The organism is Ruegeria sp. CH10 (genome assembly GCF_056537125.1).
Map to the genome: position 1 here is coordinate 101,014 of NZ_JBQFQY010000007.1, position 19,587 is coordinate 120,600.

Sequence of the window (19,587 nt, forward strand, 5' to 3'; positions counted from 1 at the left end):
GTAGTCCTGCACAACGAAGAGAATACATCAAGTACCAACTTCGCCTTCAGGGCACAACGCTGGCAGAGGTTAGCCGGGAATTGGGCGTTTCCACTGCGATCATGTCGCAGGTTTGTTTGGGGGTTCGCCGTTCTGAACGCATTATGTCAGCATTGGCCGCCCGGCTCGGCGTATCGCCCGAGGCCCTCAACAGCTTTGGCAATGGGGAGGGTCAACAATGTAGCAAGTAATGATGCTTCTCTCCTGAGATGCGAAAGGCCCGAGCGCTGAGCCCGAGCCTTTGCAAAACTTAAGTCGTCGATTGCAGCCGACACTTAGATTTTGCCGCATCTCCTCATTCCAGTCAATCAAAACACGCCGAACGACGGTGTTCGGCGCAAGGAGACGTGTTGATGTCTAAATCCAGGAAACTACAAACCAAGGATATTTGTCGGTATATCCTGAACCCATCGAGGTCGAACCGGGCCTGCGCTCGTGCATTGAATATTAGCCCAACAACAGTTGCAAAGTACCGCAGTCTTTTGAAACTGCATCGGATCGATCTGGAGGCGCTAATCGGTTTGTCCAATGTCGAAGTCGAAGATCTCGTGCAGGCGCGCTACAAGGGTGGTGCCCATATCTTTTCTGAACCTGACTGGTCCGTTCTCTGTGTTGAGCTTGGCAAACCGGGTGTAACCATCGCGCTGCTATACTATGAATATGTAGAAAGCCATCGTTCTGATCGAAATGCAGACTTGTTGTCGGCCTCTTCATTCGGGCGTAGATTGCGTGCCGCGCGCAAGGCGAAGAATCCCGCGATGCGTCAAACACATCCACCCGGTGCGCGTGGATTTGTGGACTTCAGCGGAAAGCACTTGTTTCTCACTGAACGACGAACCGGGAAACGAATACCCCAGGAAGTGTTTGTCGCTTCGCTTGGCGCAAGCCAGTTGATCTTCGCCACAGCGGTTCCGTCACAAAAGCTGCCTGATTGGATCGAGGCCAATGTGCGAGCGCTTGAGTATTTTGGGGGCGCGCCGCTTGAGATTGTCCCTGACAACCTGAAATCTGCTGTCACAAAGCCAAACGGAAAAGGGCGTCCAGCAGTGATCAATCGAAGCTATCTGGATTTTGCTGAGCACTACCACGTCACGATTCTTCCTGCGCGCATCCGCCGCCCGCAAGACAAAGCCCTCGCGGAAATCGGTGTTCGGATGATCAATATGTGGGTCATCGCGGCGCTTCGCAATCATGTCTTTTACTCGCTGGCGGACATGAACCGAGAAATCATGCGGCTCGTGAACAGGATCAACGAACGAAACTTTCGCCGTTTGAAAAGCTCGCGGCGGGCTGAATTTGACCGGATGGAAGCATCAGCGCTTCAGCCCTTGCCTAAGGAGCGGTACGAATACGTTCAATGGCAGGATGGACTTTTGGTTCCGAAAGACTACCACCTGTACTGGGCGAAGGATTATTACTCGGTTCCGCATCACTATATTGGTCGGAGACTGAACCTTGCGGCAACGTCGACGACTGTCCGCTTCTATGCTGATGACAGTGTAAGCCCCATCGCATTGCACAAGCTGGGTCAGGGCCGCGGTGAAAACATCACCGAACGAGACCACATGCCGCCGCAACATCGGGATTATGCCGAGATCAATCTGGAAGACCTCTATCTGTGGGCGACGAGGACTGGGGAGGAAGTGGCCACACTCTTCGATGCGATGCGGATCAATCAGCGCATCAAGCCCGATCCCCTCGTAAGGCAGATGGCGCGCGCACAAAAAATCGCGCGGGAATATGGTGCGGATCGATTTGTATCGGCATGCCGCTATGCAAACTCAGTCGGGACGCAGACGATTGAAAGTGTGGCGAACATATTACGATACGACATTGACTTGAGGCAAACAAAGGCGAGGGATCGGATCGTATCCACTCCCGTTCCCCACGACAATGTGCGTGGCGGAACAAGCTATGATGGGAGCAAGTCATGAATATCAGCAATACTGTTGCCTCCCTTCGCACACTTCGTCTCGGTGGTATGGCCGATGCCCTGGAGCAGCAGCAATCCGCTGCATCCTGGCGGGATGCGTCATTTGAAGATCGCCTTGAGCATCTTCTGAGTCAGGAAATCCTGATGCGTCGAACACGCAAGGTCGAACGTATCCGAAAGGCCGCCAAGCTGCGCCACAATGCCCGGCCAGAGGCCTTTGATTTCAATCCCGCTCGCGGCCTGGAAAAGTCTCGCATCACCAGCCTGTTTCGATGTGACTGGATACGCGCGGGTCGATTGAATCTCCTGCTTACCGGCTTGACGGGTACGGGAAAGACCTGGGCAGCCTGTGCGTTCGGCAATGCAGCCGCGGCACTTGAATTGACCGTTGGGTATCACCGGGTCGGCCCACTGCTCGAAGAGCTTGACCTCGCACGTCATGATGGGCTCAGGGTTAAGAAGCTTGAAAGCCTCCGACGTCTAGATCTCTTGATCCTTGACGATCTGGGTCTTGAAGAACTGACGCAAGGAGCGAGGATTGATCTGCTCAACCTGCTCGAAGACAGGGTTGGTCGGCGCAGTACAATTGTAGCTGCGCAGATGCCCGTTTCCAAATGGCATGATTATCTCGGCGGTGATGCAACGGCCGACGCCATCATGGACCGGTTGGTTCATACCAGTGAGCAGATCGAACTAAAGGGTAAATCCCTCAGAGCTGGCAGTCTGGAAAAAGAAACAGCGCAAATGGAAACCTGATCATCATGTGCTGGACGTGGCCATTACCTCGTGGTGGTCACGTCCAGCAGAAGTCAAAAATTGCCGTCCAGTTTCCTGACACCTACTGTCCAACTTCGTGACGGTCGCCATGTTGGTTAATAGTGTGTCTCACCTTAGTGTCACACTGATTAGTACGCAATCCTCAGCACCCAATTGACTATGACCTAATCGCAGGACTGCTTTACTGTCCTGTTTACATTCGGCACGGTACTCATTGATAGATGTATTGGCATGGAGCAATGCGCATGAAACGGACTGCGACTGCCTTTGGGTTGATGCTTGCTACAACATCGCTAGCAAGTGCGGATGAGGGTAAGTACCAAACCCTAATGTTGTCCGGTATCTTATTGGTTCAAACCAATACGGAAACTGGTCAAATGCGAATGTGTCGGGTGGACCCTAAGTTAGTGGTCTCTGCAGAACCAGTGGAGTTGTCTGCACCTGAGTGTGGGCAATGGAGTTCACCAGATAAGGAGGAGCAATAGTAGTGGAGACAATTGTTGCTATTGTGGCAAGCGCCCTTGCACTGGCTTTTGTGGTTTGGCTCTGGATAATCGTGCCTATGAATATGGCGCAGAACCGAAACCGGTCTGGTCTGATCTGGGTGCTCATCTCTATCGTAGGGTCACCGTTGTTAGCAATTCTTCTATTGTATGCTTTGGGTGATGCACCATCTGCATAAGAGGCCCAGCATTCAAAACATACTGTTCTCTAATGGTGTGTAGTGTGAGAGTTAGGCAGTGGTGATGCCGTCTGGAGAGTAAACTGCATCCAGTTTGCGCAATCCAGATTTTGTTTGGCTGAAATTATTATAACTTTGGCAAGAATTCGAAAGGCGACAGCCTGACGAATTACTAAGTCCTCATTGGATTTCAAACCTTTAGGTGTCAAAGCAATGTAGATCGGAAAGACCCCAAGTCGAAGTCAAGGCAGGGGTCCTGATCACTACGCTTTGTTCATAGAAGTGAGGGTGTCGTAGTGCTCGTGGACGGTTCAAATTCTGACATTCGCAAGAGTTGATCTCGCTCAAGGTTTGCAACTCAAGGCCACCATAGAAAGTGGCTGATCTTTTGGGTGCCCCGGACGGACAGTTTCTCGTCCGATAAAAAAATAGGAAGTTTGGGAATAGAAATGGATGAAATTTTTCGCATCTACTCTTCGATAGTTGGAGATGAGATTGCCTACTTGTTTTCCGCAGCAATTGTTGTTTGGCTCGGAGCGGCGATACTTGTTTTGTTTGTGCCTGGCCTGAACAAGAGCCGGTTCGGTGGCAGTCTTGTTGCTATTACACCAAACAGCTTAGCGACATTAGGTGTTTTGGGAACTTTCACGGGTATTCTCATCGGTCTTCTCGATTTTGACGTGCAGAGTATCGATGAAAGCGTTCCTAGCCTATTGGCTGGTCTCAAGATTGCGTTCACAACGAGTATTGTTGGCATTGCTGCGTCGATCTTGTTCAGGTTAGTCCGAACAGTTGCACCTTCAAAAGCGGAAACCGCTGACGCAACACCGGAAGACATATTCTCAGTTCTGCAAGAAATCCGAGACGACGGTCGTAAGAGTGCCGATGCCTCACGAGAGCAGATGCAACAACTTCGTAGTGCCATATCCTCAGATGGTGACAGTAGCCTCTTGACGCAGGTCCAAAAGCTGAGAACCACACTTCATGATGGACAGACTGAGCTCATCAAAGAGTTCCGTGAGTTTTCCGAGCACATGGTTGAAAATAACCAAAAAGCCATTGTCCAGGCGCTCGAAGAGGTAATTCGGGATTTCAATCAGAACCTTACTGAGCAGTTTGGTGAGAACTTTAAGGAACTCAACTCTGCCGTCGCTTCCATGGTTGAGTGGCAAAACAAGTATCGGGAACACGTGGACAGTCTTCAAGATCGTCTGGAGGCGGCAGTAAAATCGATCGAAGCTACTCAACTAGCACTGTCCAAAGTAGAAGAGCATTCAGCCAGCATTCCGCAAGCAATTGAAAAACTAGAGCCTGCGCTTACGGGCATAAATACGCAATCAGAAGTGTTGCAAGTGAACTTAGATGCAGTTTCTCAGCTTAGAGATAAAGCCATCGAAGCGTTCCCGGTAATTGAAGCAAATCTGGAAAAGATAACCTCGGATCTTGGTGCCAGCGTTAGTGATGCTGTCGCAAAGTCTCAGGCTTCGCTTGCAGAAAGCCAGAGTAGCTTTGATAAAATTTCAAGTGGGTATGGCACGGGCACATGAAAGTTCCCACAAGGGAAAGGAATGAAATAGCGAAACTACGGCTCGAACAAGGTCTGCGAGCAGGCTGAACAATGCGCTGGGTCGCCTCACTCTTAATCGTAAAGTGCGATGCGCCCGACGGCTGCGTTGCATGCACTTCGAAGTAAAACGTTAGAAGGTTCGATTCTATGGAAGTTTTGTTACTGCTGACTGTCGTCGTAGTGGCTGTACTGCTCATTGCGCGTAGCAAACGACAGCCTGACAAAAGTACTATGCGTATACGACAGGAAACCTCGGACTTGAAGCCAAGGTTGGGTGCGTCGCCTTCCCAGAATACAAGTCGGCCATCACGTTTCGATGCAGGCGATGTAGTACAGAAACCCTCCGCAAACGTATTGGAAGGCTCAGCCTATGTTGTGGACGGCGACACGATAAAAATAAAAAGAACACAGGTGCGTTTGTTTGGCGTGGATGCGCCCGAGATTAACCACCCTTACGGCAAGAAGGCCAAGTGGGCTTTAGTATCGCTATACAAAGGTCAAAAGGTAAGGGCAGTGGTTACGGCTGAGGATACCCATGGTCGTACGGTGGCAAAGTGCTACCTTGAGGATGGGCGTGACTTGTCTGCTGAAATGGTCAAGCTGGGGATGGCGATAGATTGGCCAAAGTTCTCTGATGGGAAGTACAAAAGCCTAGAGGTGCCGGATGCGCGTAAGAAGCTCTGGCTGGCTGACGCGCGGCAAAAGGGCCGTACTAAGGTCTGGGAACAATTCGAAGCCAAACAAGCACAGCGCAATCAGAACAAGTAAGACCTCGCGCTCTCCAGCGGCGTTGGTGTGGGTAGATAGTACGGTCGCTCATCGGTCAGAAAGGCGTTCGCCAGCATCTGGTTTAGATCGTATAGGTTGATAGCCCGAGATGCTCTTTGCAGCCGACAAATGCGTTCAACGCCACACATTACATCTTCCGATAGAAGGTCTCTCAATTGTAGTTCCCAGTGTATAGAACCAGTCGGTGTCAGCAGTGCTGTTCTGTACCCGGTGCAGCCTCTTCGATTTAGTTGTTAGACTACTTATGCTGGCACGTCTTTAACCGCAAAATAAAACCGGATGAAATGACAAAAATTAATATAAAACAGATAGATAAGATTTCCTAGTTAGGTGTATGCACCAAGTATTCTAGTCTTTATACTGATACTGACTAACCATCCAGCGCACTAAGCATATCGGTGTAGAGTATTACTGTTGGTATGATGTGTTATGTGTATACACACGCTGTATACTGTTAGGTATCTACTACTGATGAATATCAAGTGAATATACATATAGTGTGTATTTTAAGTAGAGCCATTTGTGTATTATATGCATATACACAATAACTCGTCTATTTAGGTATAATGCAGTATATACTATGAACTTCTTCTACTGATGTATATACAATGTATAATGTACAGCTACTTTTTCTATCATCGGATCATATCTAATCTTTAACCTTGCAGAGGCAGACAGATCACACATTCGGAAACGTGTATCTGTCCTCAATCTTGTGGAAATCTAAAGGGTAGACGGATGAGTCATGCAAAACGATGAATGCATCCATCTGTTTGTTCACAAGAGGGAGGGTTAAGCAAAGCGCGAATACTTCTGTTCCTTCCCTCATAAGAAGAAGGGGCTGGAAATCCCCGAAATGCACCTTAGAAGATTGCCGAATTGCAAAGAAGACAGATGATCCGGCACGAGTGTACATCTACTCCAGTTCAGATTGGCGCCAGTCTAGCCTGCCAACAACTCAGGTAGCAGCGATCAACCTTGGCCAGCATTGAGTATCCGGTAAACCGATGCGCGGCTGATGCCGAGGCCTTGTGCAATCTTGGTAGCGCCGATGCCTTCACCTGCCAGAGCACGCACCTCGTCCGACTTTGCCAATGCGGTTGGTTTGCGTCCTTTGTACTTTCCGGCAGCTTTGGCCTTGGCAATGCCTTCACGCTGACGTTCCAGCATAATCTCACGCTCAAACTCGGCCACGCTTCCCAGCAGGTTCAACATTAGCTTGCCTTGGGCAGTGGAAGTGTCGAGGCTTAACCCCAAGATCGTTAGGTGCGCTCCGACGACGTCAAGCTGGCTGCGGATTTCCATCAGGTGGGCCATAGAGCGCGCCAGACGGTCCAGTTTGGTGACTACTAGGTGATCACCCTCTCGGATGAAGTTGAGCGCCTCTGTGAGCTTCTCACGCGCTCTGACATCGACTGAGGATACCTGTTCGGTGAATACCTTCTCGCACCCGGCCTTTTCCAGTTCCCTTAGTTGAGCATCAAGCCCAGCCGTTTGATCCAAAGTGGAAGTCCTAGCATAGCCAACAAACATAATCTGTTCCGTCTCTCAAAGCTTTAGATATTGAGATACATACTGTCTCAAAAGTCAAAATCAATATTTGCGAGACACAATTTGCGCATGTGCTAGTTGTGTCGCTGGGGCAGGGCTTAGTGAAACACAGGGATCAAACCAAAAGGTTCTAAATGAATGCTGACCTACCCCTAGGGGGAATTCTACCTGCCTTGAATGATAGATACGGGCTCGGAAAAATTTGCCGAAAATTCGGAAGAAAATTCGGCCGACACAATGGACATTGATGCGATATGGAGCGAATGACTGTCCTGAGTTCAAACTGCCGGTTGCTGCAATACATTCCAACATCGGTTTGAAGCGGTTGCCGAAAGCTGCACTTTTGGCTCTTTGGAATGGATTGGATTGATGCCATCTATATTTGTCGAACTCGGATGTAGCATCTTCGGGGATTTCAAGGCTGGCGATAATGCCGGTTACAACTCTCAGCTTCTGTGTGATTTGGTGGATGCGAACGAAGACGGTAAGTTCAACAAACCTATTCTGCTTCAGGCGGCCTCATTAATTGAGGTCGCTGCCATTCAAGTCTTCTACCGAGCGCGAAACTACAATCTTGAAGGCGTACCGAATGTGTCGGAAGAAGATCGGCAAGAGATTGAAGGTAAGCAAATCGATAAGTTTGCCGTTGTTATCGACAACCTACGAAAATATCGCATCTTGGATGGAATGGGTGCGGACACTTATGACGACCTGCACAAGCTTCGAAAATACCGGAACAAAATCCACATCCAATCGGACGTCAATATTCCGAACGTTCACCGTGACGAATATCGAGTTTTCACGAATGCTAAGACACGTTGGGCGGTAGACTTAAATTGGCGAGTGCTATCGCACCTTGCCGATCACTATTCTCGACCAAAGCATATTCAAGGATTTGTCCAGCCGCTTCGGTTGCCCAAGTTAGCTTGATCTTGACCTTAGCAAAAGGCGAACGAACTACCTTCAGCCCGCGCGATGAAATTAGTCGAGACGCTATATGGATGTTTATATTCTAGCTGCTCTACCTTATGTTGTGAGTAGTCCATACAATTAGAGACAGAGGGATGCTGCGACGCCCCTTGCTATTGGATCGCAACCGATTTGATGAGGCATTGGAATGACGGACTGCGTAGATAACGTACCAGAGGTGGTAGAGGAGCAGGTGCCGCAACAGCCACCTTTACCAGCGGAACAGCCGGTCCGCGTGCCATTGTATAGACGTGACCTGCACCCGACTAATCTCGTATTGTCGGCGGAGGACTTGAAGGAGTTCTGCGAGCTTCTGGCAGACGCGAACGAGAAATCAAAGCAAATCGAGTTTGGCGCTTTAGATATCAGTGCATTTGAAAGCTCCGAGCACGCTCAGGTTCGCATCAACGAGTTAATGCCTATCGATTATGAATACGTGGCAGGAAATGGCGATTCCGTGCGTGGGCTTGGAATCCCCAAAACTGAGGAACGAACCTTTCCTGATGATCTGGTTTCGCTGTTTGTGTCGAATTCGACTTATGCCCAAAGGGCCATCGACAATCGTCCAATGAATACAGTGAATGCGTTCATCTGTTTTGAGAAACCCAGCTTAAAGATCGACTTGCAAACTCTTCCTTCAAACCCAACCGAGAACCGCAGTGTGATCAATGTTGAAGGACGGGATGAGGATTGGGTGATTTCAACCGCTCAAAAGATCGAGGATTTCTTCAAGTCGCGAAAGGCGACGCGCCCCATCATCCATGGGTCTGGTGCGTACGACTACCTCATTTACCTGCTCGTTCTGCCGGTATTGGTCTGGATTATCTACAAGAACGATAATCTGATCAGCGGTTTAGTTGGTGGCAAGTCCATTTTTTTGAACGTTATTCTCGGGATTTATGGCCTTCTGCTGTCGCTTCTAATTGCGCGATTTGTTTTCCAGTATGCGCGATGGCTGTTTCCCCCAATGGAGTACTACAAACGCAACAGATGGCCGGCATTCGTTCATCGTGGCATCGCAGGGTTTGTGGCACTAACGATTGCGGGCGCCGCGATCACGGATGTTGCTGCTTCGATTTGGTCTTCTATTGCTCCTTAGACCCAAGGACTTGAGGTCGTGGAGTTTGGTGCTGATGTCTCTTAGATCTCGAGCGCCAGTCTCTTTCTCCATGTAGTATCAATTTATCAACGCAGAGAGAGGCTGGATGCCGCCTTTTGGAGAGTTAGGAAGGCGATGCGTCTTGGTTAAGAATTACTGCGAGTAATCAAGCTATCGGTAAACCTTGATGTGCTCTAAACGCAATTCTCTATACCCAATCTTGCGAATAGCCTTGTTCAGCAGTGGCAATGGTACATTCCCGTCGCCATAACGCCAATTGAGCTTTCTTGATTTCACCTAAGATAAGAAAAGCGTCTTCACGCGACTTGGGCTGTTTGATTCCTGTGCCGTTACAAAACTTATCAAGTTCTGAACGGGCATGTTCTCTGCCAAGCAATTCCCAGTAGTCTTCATTATCCGCCTCATGAAGACGGATGGCGTCGGCGATGCGTTCCTTCTCTAGCTCGGTATAGGGGCCGAGTTCATACCTACGTGCCTTTGCTTTCTTTAGTATTTCTGTGAAGTGCTCGTGCACCTTTGTGCGCAGTTCGCCGTGGTTCATGCCCGATGCTTCTATGTGCTTTGCTATTGTGTCGCCGCACACTGCAAGACGCCTTGCCAGAGTACCAGCCTCTTTAGGGCATCTTGTACGCAAAGACACCCGAAGGGTCCTACGTGTGGTGCTTGGTCTAGTGTGGGGTTTTGGTTTTGTGTCGGGCAGTGGCCAACGGAAGTAGTAGATGCCATGTCGGGACAGTGAAAGATACGCATGCAGCTTCATTTTGTGTCACACCTGTGTGTCACACCGCTATAATGCTTGCTATCTAGTTGTATTGTTAGGTTTTGGTGGAGCCTAGGGGAGTCGAACCCCTGACCTCTTGCATGCCATGCAAGCGCTCTCCCAACTGAGCTAAGGCCCCATCTAGGGACTGCCGAGGCAGTGGACGGACGTTTATGAGACGGCGGCGGGGAGTGCAAGTCCAAAAAAATGGATTCCGCCAAAAAGTTCCCGTCCCAAATCCGGGGGTGGGCAAGAGGCGGCAGTGGGCCGCCTCGGGCCGGGTTTAGTTTTCGTCTTCTGACGACATGTCAGTGATATCGTCCAGCGAGACGTTATCGTTGTCGTCGTCATCATCGTCCAGCAGATCGTCGTCCAGCTCGACATCGACGTTGTCGTCATCATCCAGAACGATTTCTTCGTCCGACGCGTCTTTGCGCGCCTTGGCCGATGCCGCATCTTCTGCGTCTGCGGCGATCATCCGGCTTTTGCCGGTTTCAAGCTCAACGATCTCGCCGGTATAGGGGCTGATGATCGGGTCCTTGTTCAGGTCGTAAAAGCGCTTGCCGGTTGTCGGGCAAACACGCTTTACGCCCCATTCTTCCTTGGGCATGTCAAATCCCCTTGATATCAGGTGAGTCGTAATAATGATTCAGGTCACGTGCCACATGCGGCTGGCACTGTCAAAGCCTTTGCGCAGGAGAAACAGGCATATGGGAGATCACGCACTGCCCGGGACGCCTCCGGTTCCGTTGACGTTGCGCAAATCGGCGCGCGTGCGGCGGATCAGCCTGCGGATTTCCCAGCTGGACGGGCGGGTTACGCTGACCTACCCGCAAGGTGTGCCCGAGTCTGAGGCGCTGAGTTTTGCGCGTACCAAGGAAGGCTGGATTCGTGGCCATTTGCAGGATCGCCCTGATCCGGCCGTGGTGCAGTTCGGCCAAACGATTCCCATCGAAGGGGTAGAGCGGCGAATCGTGCCCGCCAAAGGCCGCCGCGTTTCGCTGCAGGGGGGTGAGGTTGCGGTGCCAGCGGGGGCTGAGGCGCGGCGTCTGGGGCGATTTTTGAAAGAACTGGCGCGGGACCGGCTGACCGGGGCCTGTGATGATTATGCGCAGATGCTGGGTCGTGAATATACCAGCCTGACCATGCGCGATACGCGGTCCCGCTGGGGGTCATGCAGTTCTGCTGGGGGTCTGATGTTCTCGTGGCGTCTGATCCTCGCGCCGTCCGAAATTCTGCACTACGTCGCGGCGCATGAGGTGGCGCATCTGGTTGAGATGAACCATTCCCCCGCTTTCTGGGCACAGGTCGAGCGGATCTTTGGCGACTACCGGGATCAGCGGCGCTGGCTGCGTGACAATGGCGCCATGCTGCATCAATACCGATTTGATGGCGGCGCGAGTTGACCCCGGGGCGATTTGTGATCACAGATACCCCATGCTGACACCGCGACCTTCCGACTCTCATACCGCGACACATGACCGGGTCTACAGGGCCCTTCGATCACGCATCATGCACGGCGAGATCGCGCCGGGACAGGCCCTTACCTTGCGCGGGATCGGCAAAGAGTTCGGTGTTTCGATGACCCCCGCGCGTGAGGCCGTGCGGCGTTTGGCAGCCGAAGGGGCACTGTTCCTGTCCACCTCGGGGCGGGTATCGACGCCTGAGCTGACCAATGACCGGATCGAAGAACTGGCCGCCCTGCGCGCGCTGCTTGAAGTCGAGCTGGCCAGCCGCGCGTTGCCTCGGGCGCACATGGCGCTGATCGACCGGCTACAGAGCATCAATATGAACGTGGCCGAGATGGTGACCAAGCGCGATGCGGTTGGGTATATCCGCACCAATCTGGAATTTCACCGCACGCTCTATCTGCGGGCGCAGGCCCCCGCGATGCTGGCCATTGCAGAGACCGTCTGGCTGCAACTTGGGCCTACCATGCGGGCGCTTTATGGCCGGTTAAGGCGAACTGAGCCGCCGCATAACCATAAGCTGATCATCGCCGCGTTACAGGCGGGGGATGAGCCGGGTTTGCGTCTGGCGGTCCGGTCCGATGTAACGCAGGGTCTGCGTTTGCTGGTCAGTTAAGCGACTTGCCGCCGATGCCCGGAAATCGCCGGGCAGAGCTGTTGTGGTTCTGGTTTGAGGCCGGGCTCTGGGTTATCCTGACACAAATCACAACAAGAGCAGATTTCAGCAATGATCAACCGACGGATATTCTCGATGGGCCTTGGGTCGGCCCTGTTGACCGCCTGTTCCACGGGGGCGCCCACCAGTGCACCTGCGTCGCGGATGCAGGCCGTGCCCAATTCCGGGTGGGACGCCTGGGTGGCCGGGTTCAAAACCCGCGCGGCGTCGCAGGGGATTTCGCAATCCACCCTGAACCGCGCTTTTCAGGGCGCAGGCTATCTGCCCGGCGTGATCGAACGCGACCGTAATCAGGTGGAATTCAAACGCTCGCTTGAGGATTATCTGGCAATCGCCGCCTCGGATGAGCGGATTGAAACCGGCAAGCAGATGATGGTCCGCCATGCCGGAACCCTGTCCCAGATCGAGTCGAAATACGGCGTCGATAAAGAAGTGGTTGTGGCCGTCTGGGGGCTGGAAAGCCGTTATGGCGCGCGTCGGGGTGATATTCCGGTGATTTCGGCAACCTCGACGCTGGCGTATGACGGGCGGCGCGGTGCGTTCTTTGAAAAACAGCTGATCGCGGCTTTGCAGATCATTCAAGAGGGCGACACCACGCCCGACAAGATGACCGGCAGCTGGGCCGGTGCGATGGGGCATACGCAGTTCATTCCGACATCCTATCTGGTCTTCGCAGTGGATTTCACCGGCGATGGGCGGCGCGATATCTGGTCGGATGATCCGGCGGATTCGCTGGCCTCGACCGCCGCCTATCTGGCGCGCTCTGGCTGGGTGCGTGGGCAACCCTGGGGGGGTGAGGTCGGCACGGTTTCGGGCACGCCGGTCGCGGTGCTGCAGCCACAGCAGCCGGGGCCAAGGATTGCTGTTTTCCGCAATTTCCAGGTGATCAAACGCTACAACAACTCGGACAGCTACGCGATTGGGGTCGGGCATCTGTCGGACCGGATCGCGGGCGGCGCGCCGTTTCAGGCGTCATTCGGGCCGGATGAAACCGGGCTGACGCTGGAGGACCGCAAAGAGCTGCAGCGCCGTCTGACCGCTGCAGGATATGACACGCAGGGCGCGGATGGTGTGATTGGCAACAACACCAAATCCGCCATCAGCGCCTATCAGCGCGCCAATGGGTTGCCCGTGACGGGGGAACCTTCGGTCGCGCTGTTGCGCAGCCTGGGGGGCTGACGGTTTAGGCCGCCAACCCTTTTGATCCGATATCCAGGAATTTCTGACGGCGGTCCTGAATCAGGGCTGCCGCGTCTTTGCCGTCCAGTTCTTGCAGCATCGACGCGATCGCAGCGCGCACCGATTCGACGGTGGCAGGGCGGTCGCGATGGGCCCCGCCTTTGGGCTCGGTGATGATGCGGTCACAAACGCCCAGCTTGTAGAGGTCCTGCGCGGTCAGGCGCAGCGCCTCGGCGGCTTCGCGCATCTTCTCGGCATCCTTCCACAGGATCGAGGCGCAGCCCTCGGGCGAGATCACCGAATAGACCGAATGTTCCAGCATCGCGACGCGGTTCGCGGTGGCAAAGGCCACAGCCCCGCCCGAGCCGCCTTCGCCGATGATCACCGACACCAGCGGCACTCCGATCTTCAGACACATCTCGGTTGACCGCGCAATCGCCTCGGACTGGCCGCGTTCCTCGGCCCCTTTGCCGGGATAGGCGCCCGCCGTGTCGATCAGAGTAATAACGGGCAGACCAAAACGCCCGGCCATTTCCATCAGCCGCACGGCTTTGCGATAGCCTTCGGGACGGGCCATGCCGAAATTGCGTTCGATCCGCGATTTGGTATCCGACCCTTTTTCATGGCCGATCACCATGACGGGCTGATCGTTGAACCGGGCCAGACCGCCGATCACCGCCAGATCGTCGGCAAAGTTGCGGTCACCGGCCAGCGGAGTGAATTCGGTGAACAGCTCTTTGACATAGTCCTGGCAATGGGGGCGTTCGGGGTGGCGCGCCACCTGGCATTTGCGCCATGGGGTCAGATCGCCATAAAGCTCATCCAGCAGCTTGACCGCCTTGGCGTCCAGCGCGGCGGCTTCTTCGGCCACGTCCATCTCTTCGTTGGCACGGGCCAAGGCGCGCAGCTCTTCGGCTTTGCCTTCGATTTCGGCCAGGGGTTTTTCGAAATCCAGATACTGGGTCATGACGCCTCTCAACGCGGAATTTCATTGCTATATGACCTGTGGTTGCGCGGGATGCAACTCAGCAAGATTTGTGGAGGCGGGATATGCGACCACAAACGGGCAAGAGGAAGGAAGGGATGCCAATGCCAACCAGCTATGAAGACCGCATTCTGCGCGTGCTGGCCTATATCCACGACAACCCCGCCGGGGACCTGTCGCTGGACGCGCTGGCCGATGTCGCGGCGATGTCCCGGTTCCATTGGCACCGGGTGTTTCGCGCCCTGACCGGCGAGACCTGCGCGCAGGCCGTGCGCCGGATCAGGCTGCACCGTGCGGCGATTGCGCTGGTGCAGACAAACACGCCGGTGGCGCAGGTTGCCACGGATGTGGGCTATCCCAATCTGAACTCTTTCGCGCGGGCCTTTACCGACGCTTACGGCAAAAGCCCGCTCTCGTTTCGCAAGGCCAGGCAGTTCATGCCCGCCAATCCACGCTTCAGAACAGGAGATTACCCGATGTATCCCGTAACCACCCGTATCGAACCTGCTCGCAATATTGTGGCGCTGCCGCATAAAGGGGCCTATGCCAAGATTGGCAAAAGCTTTGAGGCGTTCGGTGCCTTATGCGAATCCCGTCAGCTTTGGCCGCAGGTCGGGCCGGTGATCGGCATCTATCTGGACAGCCCGGACACCGTGCCCGTTGATGAGCTGCGCAGCTATGCCGGGGCCGAATTCCGCGGCGATGCCACGCCCGACGGGATGGAGGCGATGCAGATCCCCGGCGGCAAGACGGCCGTTCTGACCTTCAAGGGCCCGTATTCCGGGCTTGAGGCGGCCTATCACAGCCTGTTTGGCAATTGGCTGCCGGATTCGGGCGAGGAACCGGCAGATCAGCCCTGCTATGAGGTCTATCTGAACGATCCGCGCGACACCGCACCCGAGGAACTGCTGACCGAAATCTGCCTGCCGCTGAAATAGCTCAGACCGGCCAAAGAACCGGATAGAGCGACAGCACCAGCAAAGCCGCCATGGTCCAGTTAAAGGCAACCAACCGGCGCGGGTTCGTCAGGACGCGCGCCATTTGCTGACCCAGAACAGTCCAGGTGCTGACCGAGGGCAGGTTCACCGCCCCAAAGATCACCGCGACCAGCAATATTGCAGGCAATGTGTGGTTCGGCGCATAGGCCGTCGTGGCCGTCAGCGCCATCGCCCAAGCCTTGGGATTGACCCATTGAAACGCCGCAGCCTGCAGAAATGTCATCGGAGAGCCCTCTGCAACCGCGCCCTTGGCCGGGGCTGCATGCGCGATTTTCCATGCCAGATAAAGCAGATACCCCACCGACGCGAGTTTCAGCACCATGTAACTGGCCGGGTATCTGTCGAACATATGCACTAGCCCTGCACCAACCATCAGCACCATGACGGTAAACCCCAAACCGATCCCCAGCATATGAGGGATGGTACGACGAAACCCGAAATTGGCCCCCGATGCCATCAGCATCAGGTTGTTGGGCCCCGGCGTGATGGACGAGACAAAGGCAAAGGTGATCAGGGCAAGCAGGATATCAGTATTCATGACGCGACAATCGCGGCATTTCCGGCAAATGAAATTGCGCTTTGATGCGAAAACTCGTTAATGTCGCAACAAATGACGAAACTGGACCACATAAACCAACAAATATTGCGCGAACTGACTCGGGACGGGCGCATCAGCAATCTGGAACTGGCGGATCGGGTTGGCCTGTCGCCGTCGGCCTGTCTGCGCCGCGTACAGGAGCTGGAGCGTGCAGGGGTGATCTCGGGCTATCGCGCGGTGTTGAACCCGGCGGCGCTGGGTCTGGGGTTTGTGGCCTATATCGGCGTCGGGCTGGGCGAACACACAAAGGCCGCGCAAGAAGGGTTCGAACGCGCACTGCAACGCGCCCCCGAAGTGGTGGAGTGCCACAACATCACCGGCACGATCGAGTATCTTCTGCGCGTCGAATGTGCTGATCTGCCCGCCTACAAGACCTTTCACACCGATGTGCTGGGTACCCTGCCGCATGTGACCTCAATTACATCCTATGTGGTGATGGGGTCCCCCAAGGATATGCGAGCTTGACCGCTGATTTGTGATGCTCTGTGGCCTTGCGGGCCAAAAACACTCATCCTAATGTCAATCCAAAGGCCCAGACAAAAAGGGGAAGACCCCACATCAAGGCCATATTCAGGGAGACGACGATGAAACCTATGAAAACCGGAGCGCTTGCCGCAACCTTGGCCTTGATCGCCGGGGCCGCACTGACCGCGCCTTTGAAACTGCAACCTGCCAATCCGCAACCCAAGCCGCAGGCGGGTTTGGACGTGAAATATTTTGGCACCGGAAATCAGCACAAAAAGATCCGCGATCTGAGCCAGGCAAAAAGCATGCTGTCGAAGGCGCAGCCCGGACAGCCGTTGCGCGGGCTGGACTACCGGGACACCAGCAAGGGCGAAGATGTCCTGACCTTTGATGGCGCATACAACGTCGCCGCTGAGATCACGGGGTACATGCTGTTCGATTCACCCGGAATCTACGAAATCGAAACATGGTCGAATGACGGGATCGAGGCGTGGGTCGGCGGTCAGGAGATTGGGCGCGTTAACGGCATTCAGGGCTGCGAAGCCAATCAGCGTACCGAAGTCGAAGTGCCCAAAGCGGGCTGGTATCCGCTGAAGATCACCTACTATCAAAAACTGGGAACGTCCTGCCTGATGATGAAGTCGGGCAAGAAGGGCGAACGCTTTACCTGGACACCCAACGAGGTCTTTGGCCGCTAATGCAAAAGGCGCCCTGGGGGGCGCCTTTTTCGTTTATCCGTTGGCAGCGATCAATTCAGCCTGCGCCACGATCACCTCGGCTTGTTTGATCGACGCGATATCCACCAGACGCCCCTTGTAGACGGTGGCACCTTCGCCATTGGCTTTGGCTTGTTCCATTGCGGCCAGAATATCGCGCGCCTCGGACACAGCCTCGTCCGTTGGGGTGAAGACCTGATTGGCCAGCGCGATTTGCTTGGGATGGATCGCCCATTTGCCCACCATGCCCAAGGTGGCCGAACGTTTGGCCTGCGCAATGAACCCGTCATCATCCGAGAAATCGCCGAACGGCCCGTCGACCGGCAGCACGCCATGGGTCCGGCAGGCGGCCACGATTGCAGCCTGCGCCCAATGCCACGGATCGGACCAGTGCTTTTCGCCCTCGCGCAGCATGTAATAGTTTTCCTGCGTGCCGCCGATGCCGGTGGTCTGCATCCCCATCGAAGCCGCAAAATCCGCCGCCCCCAGGCTCATCGCCTGCATCCGGGGTGAGGAGGCCGCGATTTCCTCGACATGCGCGATACCGGCGGCGGATTCGATGATGACCTCAAAACTGATGGGCTTGGTGCGGCCCTTGGCGCGTTCGATGGCCGTGACCAGAGCGTCGACAGCATAGACATCTGCCGCGCAACCGACCTTGGGGATCATGATCTGGTCCAGCCGGTCGCCTGCCTGTTCCAGCAGGTCCACCACGTCACGATACCAATAAGGTGTATCCAGACCGTTGATGCGGACGGACATGTATTTACTGCCCCAATCCACGGTGTTCAGCGCCTCGATCACGTTGGCGCGGGCGATGTCCTTGTCCGAGGGCGCAACGGAATCCTCAAGATCCAGATTGATCACATCCGCCGCCGAAGCTGCCATTTTGGGAAACAGTTTGGTGTTCGACCCCGGCCCGAACAGTTGGCAGCGATTGGGGCGCGCAGGGGCGGCGGGTTGCAGGCGAAAGCTCATCTGGACCTCGTGCGAGAAATGAAATTACAATTTTCCTGCTCACTGAGGTATTAAATTGCGCGACACTGTGCAAGCATCTTTGTGCAGATGCGGCAATGCAATTGCAGCATTCCCCAAAAAATGGGGTTCCACCCGTGGTTAAAGTTTAATCATCGTGAAAACTTGAAAGAAACTTGCATATTTGGATCGAAATGCGCAAAAATTTCCGATCCTCCGCGGGGTTACCGGTTCAAAAAGCGAAACGCTCGTTAAGCGCGTCCCTTAGATTGCGCCGGAATCAAAGGAGTGCACCGCAATGATCGAGACACCGTATCTGCTGTTTTTGGGCGATGCGCCCGACCAACTGGCCGCCAAAGTTGCCATCGGCATCCGCGACTGGCGTCCTGAAAACGCCGTAGGCCAGTTCCGCATGGACGGCTGCAAGGCTGATCTGGGTATGACCGACATGACCCTGGCCGAGGCCAAAGAGGCCGGTGCCAAGACGCTGGTCATCGGCGTTGCAAACCGCGGTGGCGTGATCAGCCAGGCGTGGAAAACCGTTCTGATCGAAGCGCTGGAAATGGGTTTCGACATCGCCTCGGGCCTGCACAACCTGCTGCGGGACGAGGGCGATCTGGTGGCTGCCGCGCAGACCCATGGCTGCACCCTGCACGACGTGCGCGTTCCGACCGTTGGCTATCCGATTGCAAACGGCAAAAAGCGCAGCGGCAAGCGGTGTCTGGCTGTTGGCACCGATTGCTCGGCCGGTAAGATGTACACCGCCATGTCGATGGATGCCGAAATGCGCAAACGCGGTATGAAGTCGACCTTCCGTGCCACCGGCCAGACTGGCATTCTGATCACCGGTCAGGGTGTTCCGCTCGACGCTGTTGTCGCGGATTTCATGGCTGGTGCGGTCGAATATCTGACGCCCGAGAATGATGAAGATCACTGGGATCACATCGAAGGGCAGGGATCGTTGTTCCACGTCTCGTATTCCGGCGTGACCATGGCGCTGGTTCATGGGGGACAGCCTGACGCGCTGATCCTGTGCCACGAGCCGACCCGCACCCATATGCGCGGTCTGCCCGAATATTCCCTGCCGACGCTGGCCGAACTGCGTGACACAGCGCTGCCGCTGGCGCGGGTCGGAAACCCGGCCTGTCAGGTTGTTGGTGTGTCGGTCAACACTCAGAACCTGAGCGAAGAAGACGCCAAAGCCTATCTGGCGCAGGTTGAGGAAGAGATGGGCCTGCCCGCTACCGACCCCTATCGCTTTGGGGCTGGTAAACTGGTGGATGCGCTGGCCGCGCTGTGATCTAAGCGGCGCGCCGGATGGTGGGTTGAGTGCAATCCG

Annotated in this window: 19 protein-coding genes and 1 tRNA gene; 13 read left to right on the plus strand and 7 right to left on the minus strand. The window is 54.7% G+C overall.

Features of this window, described 5'->3' with window-relative positions; all coding sequences use genetic code 11:
- Positions 1 to 392 precede the first annotated feature (392 nt).
- The 4 genes from istA to ACRZ94_RS18200 all read left to right on the plus strand — a co-directional run bounded on the left by istA (position 393) and on the right by ACRZ94_RS18200 (position 5,766).
- Positions 393 to 1,973: an IS21 family transposase gene (gene istA, locus ACRZ94_RS18185; protein WP_480797999.1), complete on the plus strand. Its 1,581-nt coding sequence runs from the start codon at positions 393 to 395 to the stop codon at positions 1,971 to 1,973.
- On the plus strand, positions 1,970 to 2,728 hold the full coding sequence (istB, locus tag ACRZ94_RS18190) for an IS21-like element helper ATPase IstB (protein ID WP_480798000.1): 759 nt from the start codon (positions 1,970 to 1,972) through the stop codon (positions 2,726 to 2,728). Before istA ends, istB begins: the two co-directional genes overlap by 4 nt.
- A 1,152-nt stretch (positions 2,729 to 3,880) precedes the next feature.
- A complete protein-coding gene (locus ACRZ94_RS18195) occupies positions 3,881 to 4,978 on the plus strand; it encodes a hypothetical protein (protein WP_480798001.1) in 1,098 nt (365 codons plus the stop codon).
- Between the two features lie 167 nt (positions 4,979 to 5,145).
- Positions 5,146 to 5,766 carry a thermonuclease family protein gene (locus ACRZ94_RS18200; protein ID WP_480798002.1) on the plus strand — a complete coding sequence of 207 codons (621 nt, stop codon included), beginning with the start codon at positions 5,146 to 5,148 and terminating at the stop codon, positions 5,764 to 5,766.
- 993 nt (positions 5,767 to 6,759) lie between these two features.
- Here the strand turns inward: ACRZ94_RS18200 and ACRZ94_RS18205 are convergent.
- On the minus strand, positions 6,760 to 7,320 hold the full coding sequence (locus ACRZ94_RS18205; protein WP_480798003.1) for a recombinase family protein: 561 nt from the start codon (positions 7,318 to 7,320) through the stop codon (positions 6,760 to 6,762).
- Positions 7,321 to 7,707: 387 nt separating this feature from the next.
- Between ACRZ94_RS18205 and ACRZ94_RS18210 the strand changes: the two genes are divergently transcribed.
- Positions 7,708 to 8,268: a hypothetical protein gene (locus ACRZ94_RS18210; protein ID WP_480798004.1), complete on the plus strand. Its 561-nt coding sequence runs from the start codon at positions 7,708 to 7,710 to the stop codon at positions 8,266 to 8,268.
- 187 nt (positions 8,269 to 8,455) lie between these two features.
- Positions 8,456 to 9,406, plus strand: a complete 951-nt coding sequence (locus tag ACRZ94_RS18215; protein WP_480798005.1) for a hypothetical protein — start codon at positions 8,456 to 8,458, stop codon at positions 9,404 to 9,406.
- A gap of 208 nt (positions 9,407 to 9,614) precedes the next feature.
- Here the strand turns inward: ACRZ94_RS18215 and ACRZ94_RS18220 are convergent, their stop codons facing one another.
- The 3 genes from ACRZ94_RS18220 to ACRZ94_RS18230 all read right to left on the minus strand — a co-directional run bounded on the left by ACRZ94_RS18220 (position 9,615) and on the right by ACRZ94_RS18230 (position 10,797).
- Positions 9,615 to 9,968, minus strand: coding sequence for a hypothetical protein (locus tag ACRZ94_RS18220; protein WP_480798006.1), 354 nt, complete (start codon positions 9,966 to 9,968; stop codon positions 9,615 to 9,617).
- 282 nt (positions 9,969 to 10,250) lie between these two features.
- Positions 10,251 to 10,326: transfer RNA gene (locus tag ACRZ94_RS18225), tRNA-Ala, on the minus strand.
- Positions 10,327 to 10,470: 144 nt separating this feature from the next.
- A complete protein-coding gene (locus ACRZ94_RS18230; RefSeq protein ID WP_480655891.1) occupies positions 10,471 to 10,797 on the minus strand; it encodes a TIGR02300 family protein in 327 nt (108 codons plus the stop codon).
- Between the two features lie 100 nt (positions 10,798 to 10,897).
- Here ACRZ94_RS18230 and ACRZ94_RS18235 point away from each other — a divergent pair, with 100 nt between their 5' ends.
- The 3 genes from ACRZ94_RS18235 to ACRZ94_RS18245 all read left to right on the plus strand — a co-directional run bounded on the left by ACRZ94_RS18235 (position 10,898) and on the right by ACRZ94_RS18245 (position 13,511).
- Positions 10,898 to 11,593, plus strand: coding sequence for a M48 family metallopeptidase (locus tag ACRZ94_RS18235; RefSeq protein WP_480655893.1), 696 nt, complete (start codon positions 10,898 to 10,900; stop codon positions 11,591 to 11,593).
- A gap of 31 nt (positions 11,594 to 11,624) precedes the next feature.
- On the plus strand, positions 11,625 to 12,272 hold the full coding sequence (locus ACRZ94_RS18240; RefSeq protein ID WP_480655895.1) for a GntR family transcriptional regulator: 648 nt from the start codon (positions 11,625 to 11,627) through the stop codon (positions 12,270 to 12,272).
- 111 nt (positions 12,273 to 12,383) lie between these two features.
- Positions 12,384 to 13,511: a lytic murein transglycosylase gene (locus ACRZ94_RS18245; protein WP_480655897.1), complete on the plus strand. Its 1,128-nt coding sequence runs from the start codon at positions 12,384 to 12,386 to the stop codon at positions 13,509 to 13,511.
- A gap of 4 nt (positions 13,512 to 13,515) precedes the next feature.
- Here ACRZ94_RS18245 and ACRZ94_RS18250 read toward each other — a convergent pair whose 3' ends face one another.
- Positions 13,516 to 14,478 (minus strand): acetyl-CoA carboxylase carboxyltransferase subunit alpha, encoded by a 963-nt coding sequence (locus tag ACRZ94_RS18250; RefSeq protein ID WP_480655899.1) that lies wholly within the window; start codon positions 14,476 to 14,478, stop codon positions 13,516 to 13,518.
- A 122-nt stretch (positions 14,479 to 14,600) separates the two neighbouring features.
- Here ACRZ94_RS18250 and ACRZ94_RS18255 point away from each other — a divergent pair, with 122 nt between their 5' ends.
- Complete coding sequence (locus ACRZ94_RS18255; protein ID WP_480798007.1) at positions 14,601 to 15,434, plus strand: AraC family transcriptional regulator; 834 nt, start codon at positions 14,601 to 14,603, stop codon at positions 15,432 to 15,434.
- A gap of 1 nt (position 15,435) precedes the next feature.
- Here the strand turns inward: ACRZ94_RS18255 and ACRZ94_RS18260 are convergent, their stop codons facing one another.
- Positions 15,436 to 16,032 (minus strand): LysE family translocator, encoded by a 597-nt coding sequence (locus tag ACRZ94_RS18260; RefSeq protein WP_480798008.1) that lies wholly within the window; start codon positions 16,030 to 16,032, stop codon positions 15,436 to 15,438.
- Between the two features lie 72 nt (positions 16,033 to 16,104).
- Between ACRZ94_RS18260 and ACRZ94_RS18265 the strand changes: the two genes are divergently transcribed.
- Together ACRZ94_RS18265 and ACRZ94_RS18270 are read left to right on the plus strand one after the other, a co-directional pair.
- On the plus strand, positions 16,105 to 16,557 hold the full coding sequence (locus ACRZ94_RS18265) for an Lrp/AsnC family transcriptional regulator (protein WP_480798009.1): 453 nt from the start codon (positions 16,105 to 16,107) through the stop codon (positions 16,555 to 16,557).
- A 119-nt stretch (positions 16,558 to 16,676) separates the two neighbouring features.
- Positions 16,677 to 17,255, plus strand: a complete 579-nt coding sequence (locus ACRZ94_RS18270) for a PA14 domain-containing protein (protein WP_480798010.1) — start codon at positions 16,677 to 16,679, stop codon at positions 17,253 to 17,255.
- A gap of 33 nt (positions 17,256 to 17,288) precedes the next feature.
- On the opposite strand, the gene ACRZ94_RS18275 is transcribed toward ACRZ94_RS18270, so the two are convergent.
- Positions 17,289 to 18,251 carry an L-malyl-CoA/beta-methylmalyl-CoA lyase gene (locus tag ACRZ94_RS18275; RefSeq protein WP_480655908.1) on the minus strand — a complete coding sequence of 321 codons (963 nt, stop codon included), beginning with the start codon at positions 18,249 to 18,251 and terminating at the stop codon, positions 17,289 to 17,291.
- 295 nt (positions 18,252 to 18,546) lie between these two features.
- Between ACRZ94_RS18275 and dgcN the strand changes: the two genes are divergently transcribed.
- On the plus strand, positions 18,547 to 19,548 hold the full coding sequence (gene dgcN, locus ACRZ94_RS18280) for an N-acetyltransferase DgcN (RefSeq protein WP_480798011.1): 1,002 nt from the start codon (positions 18,547 to 18,549) through the stop codon (positions 19,546 to 19,548).
- Positions 19,549 to 19,587: the final 39 nt, after the last annotated feature.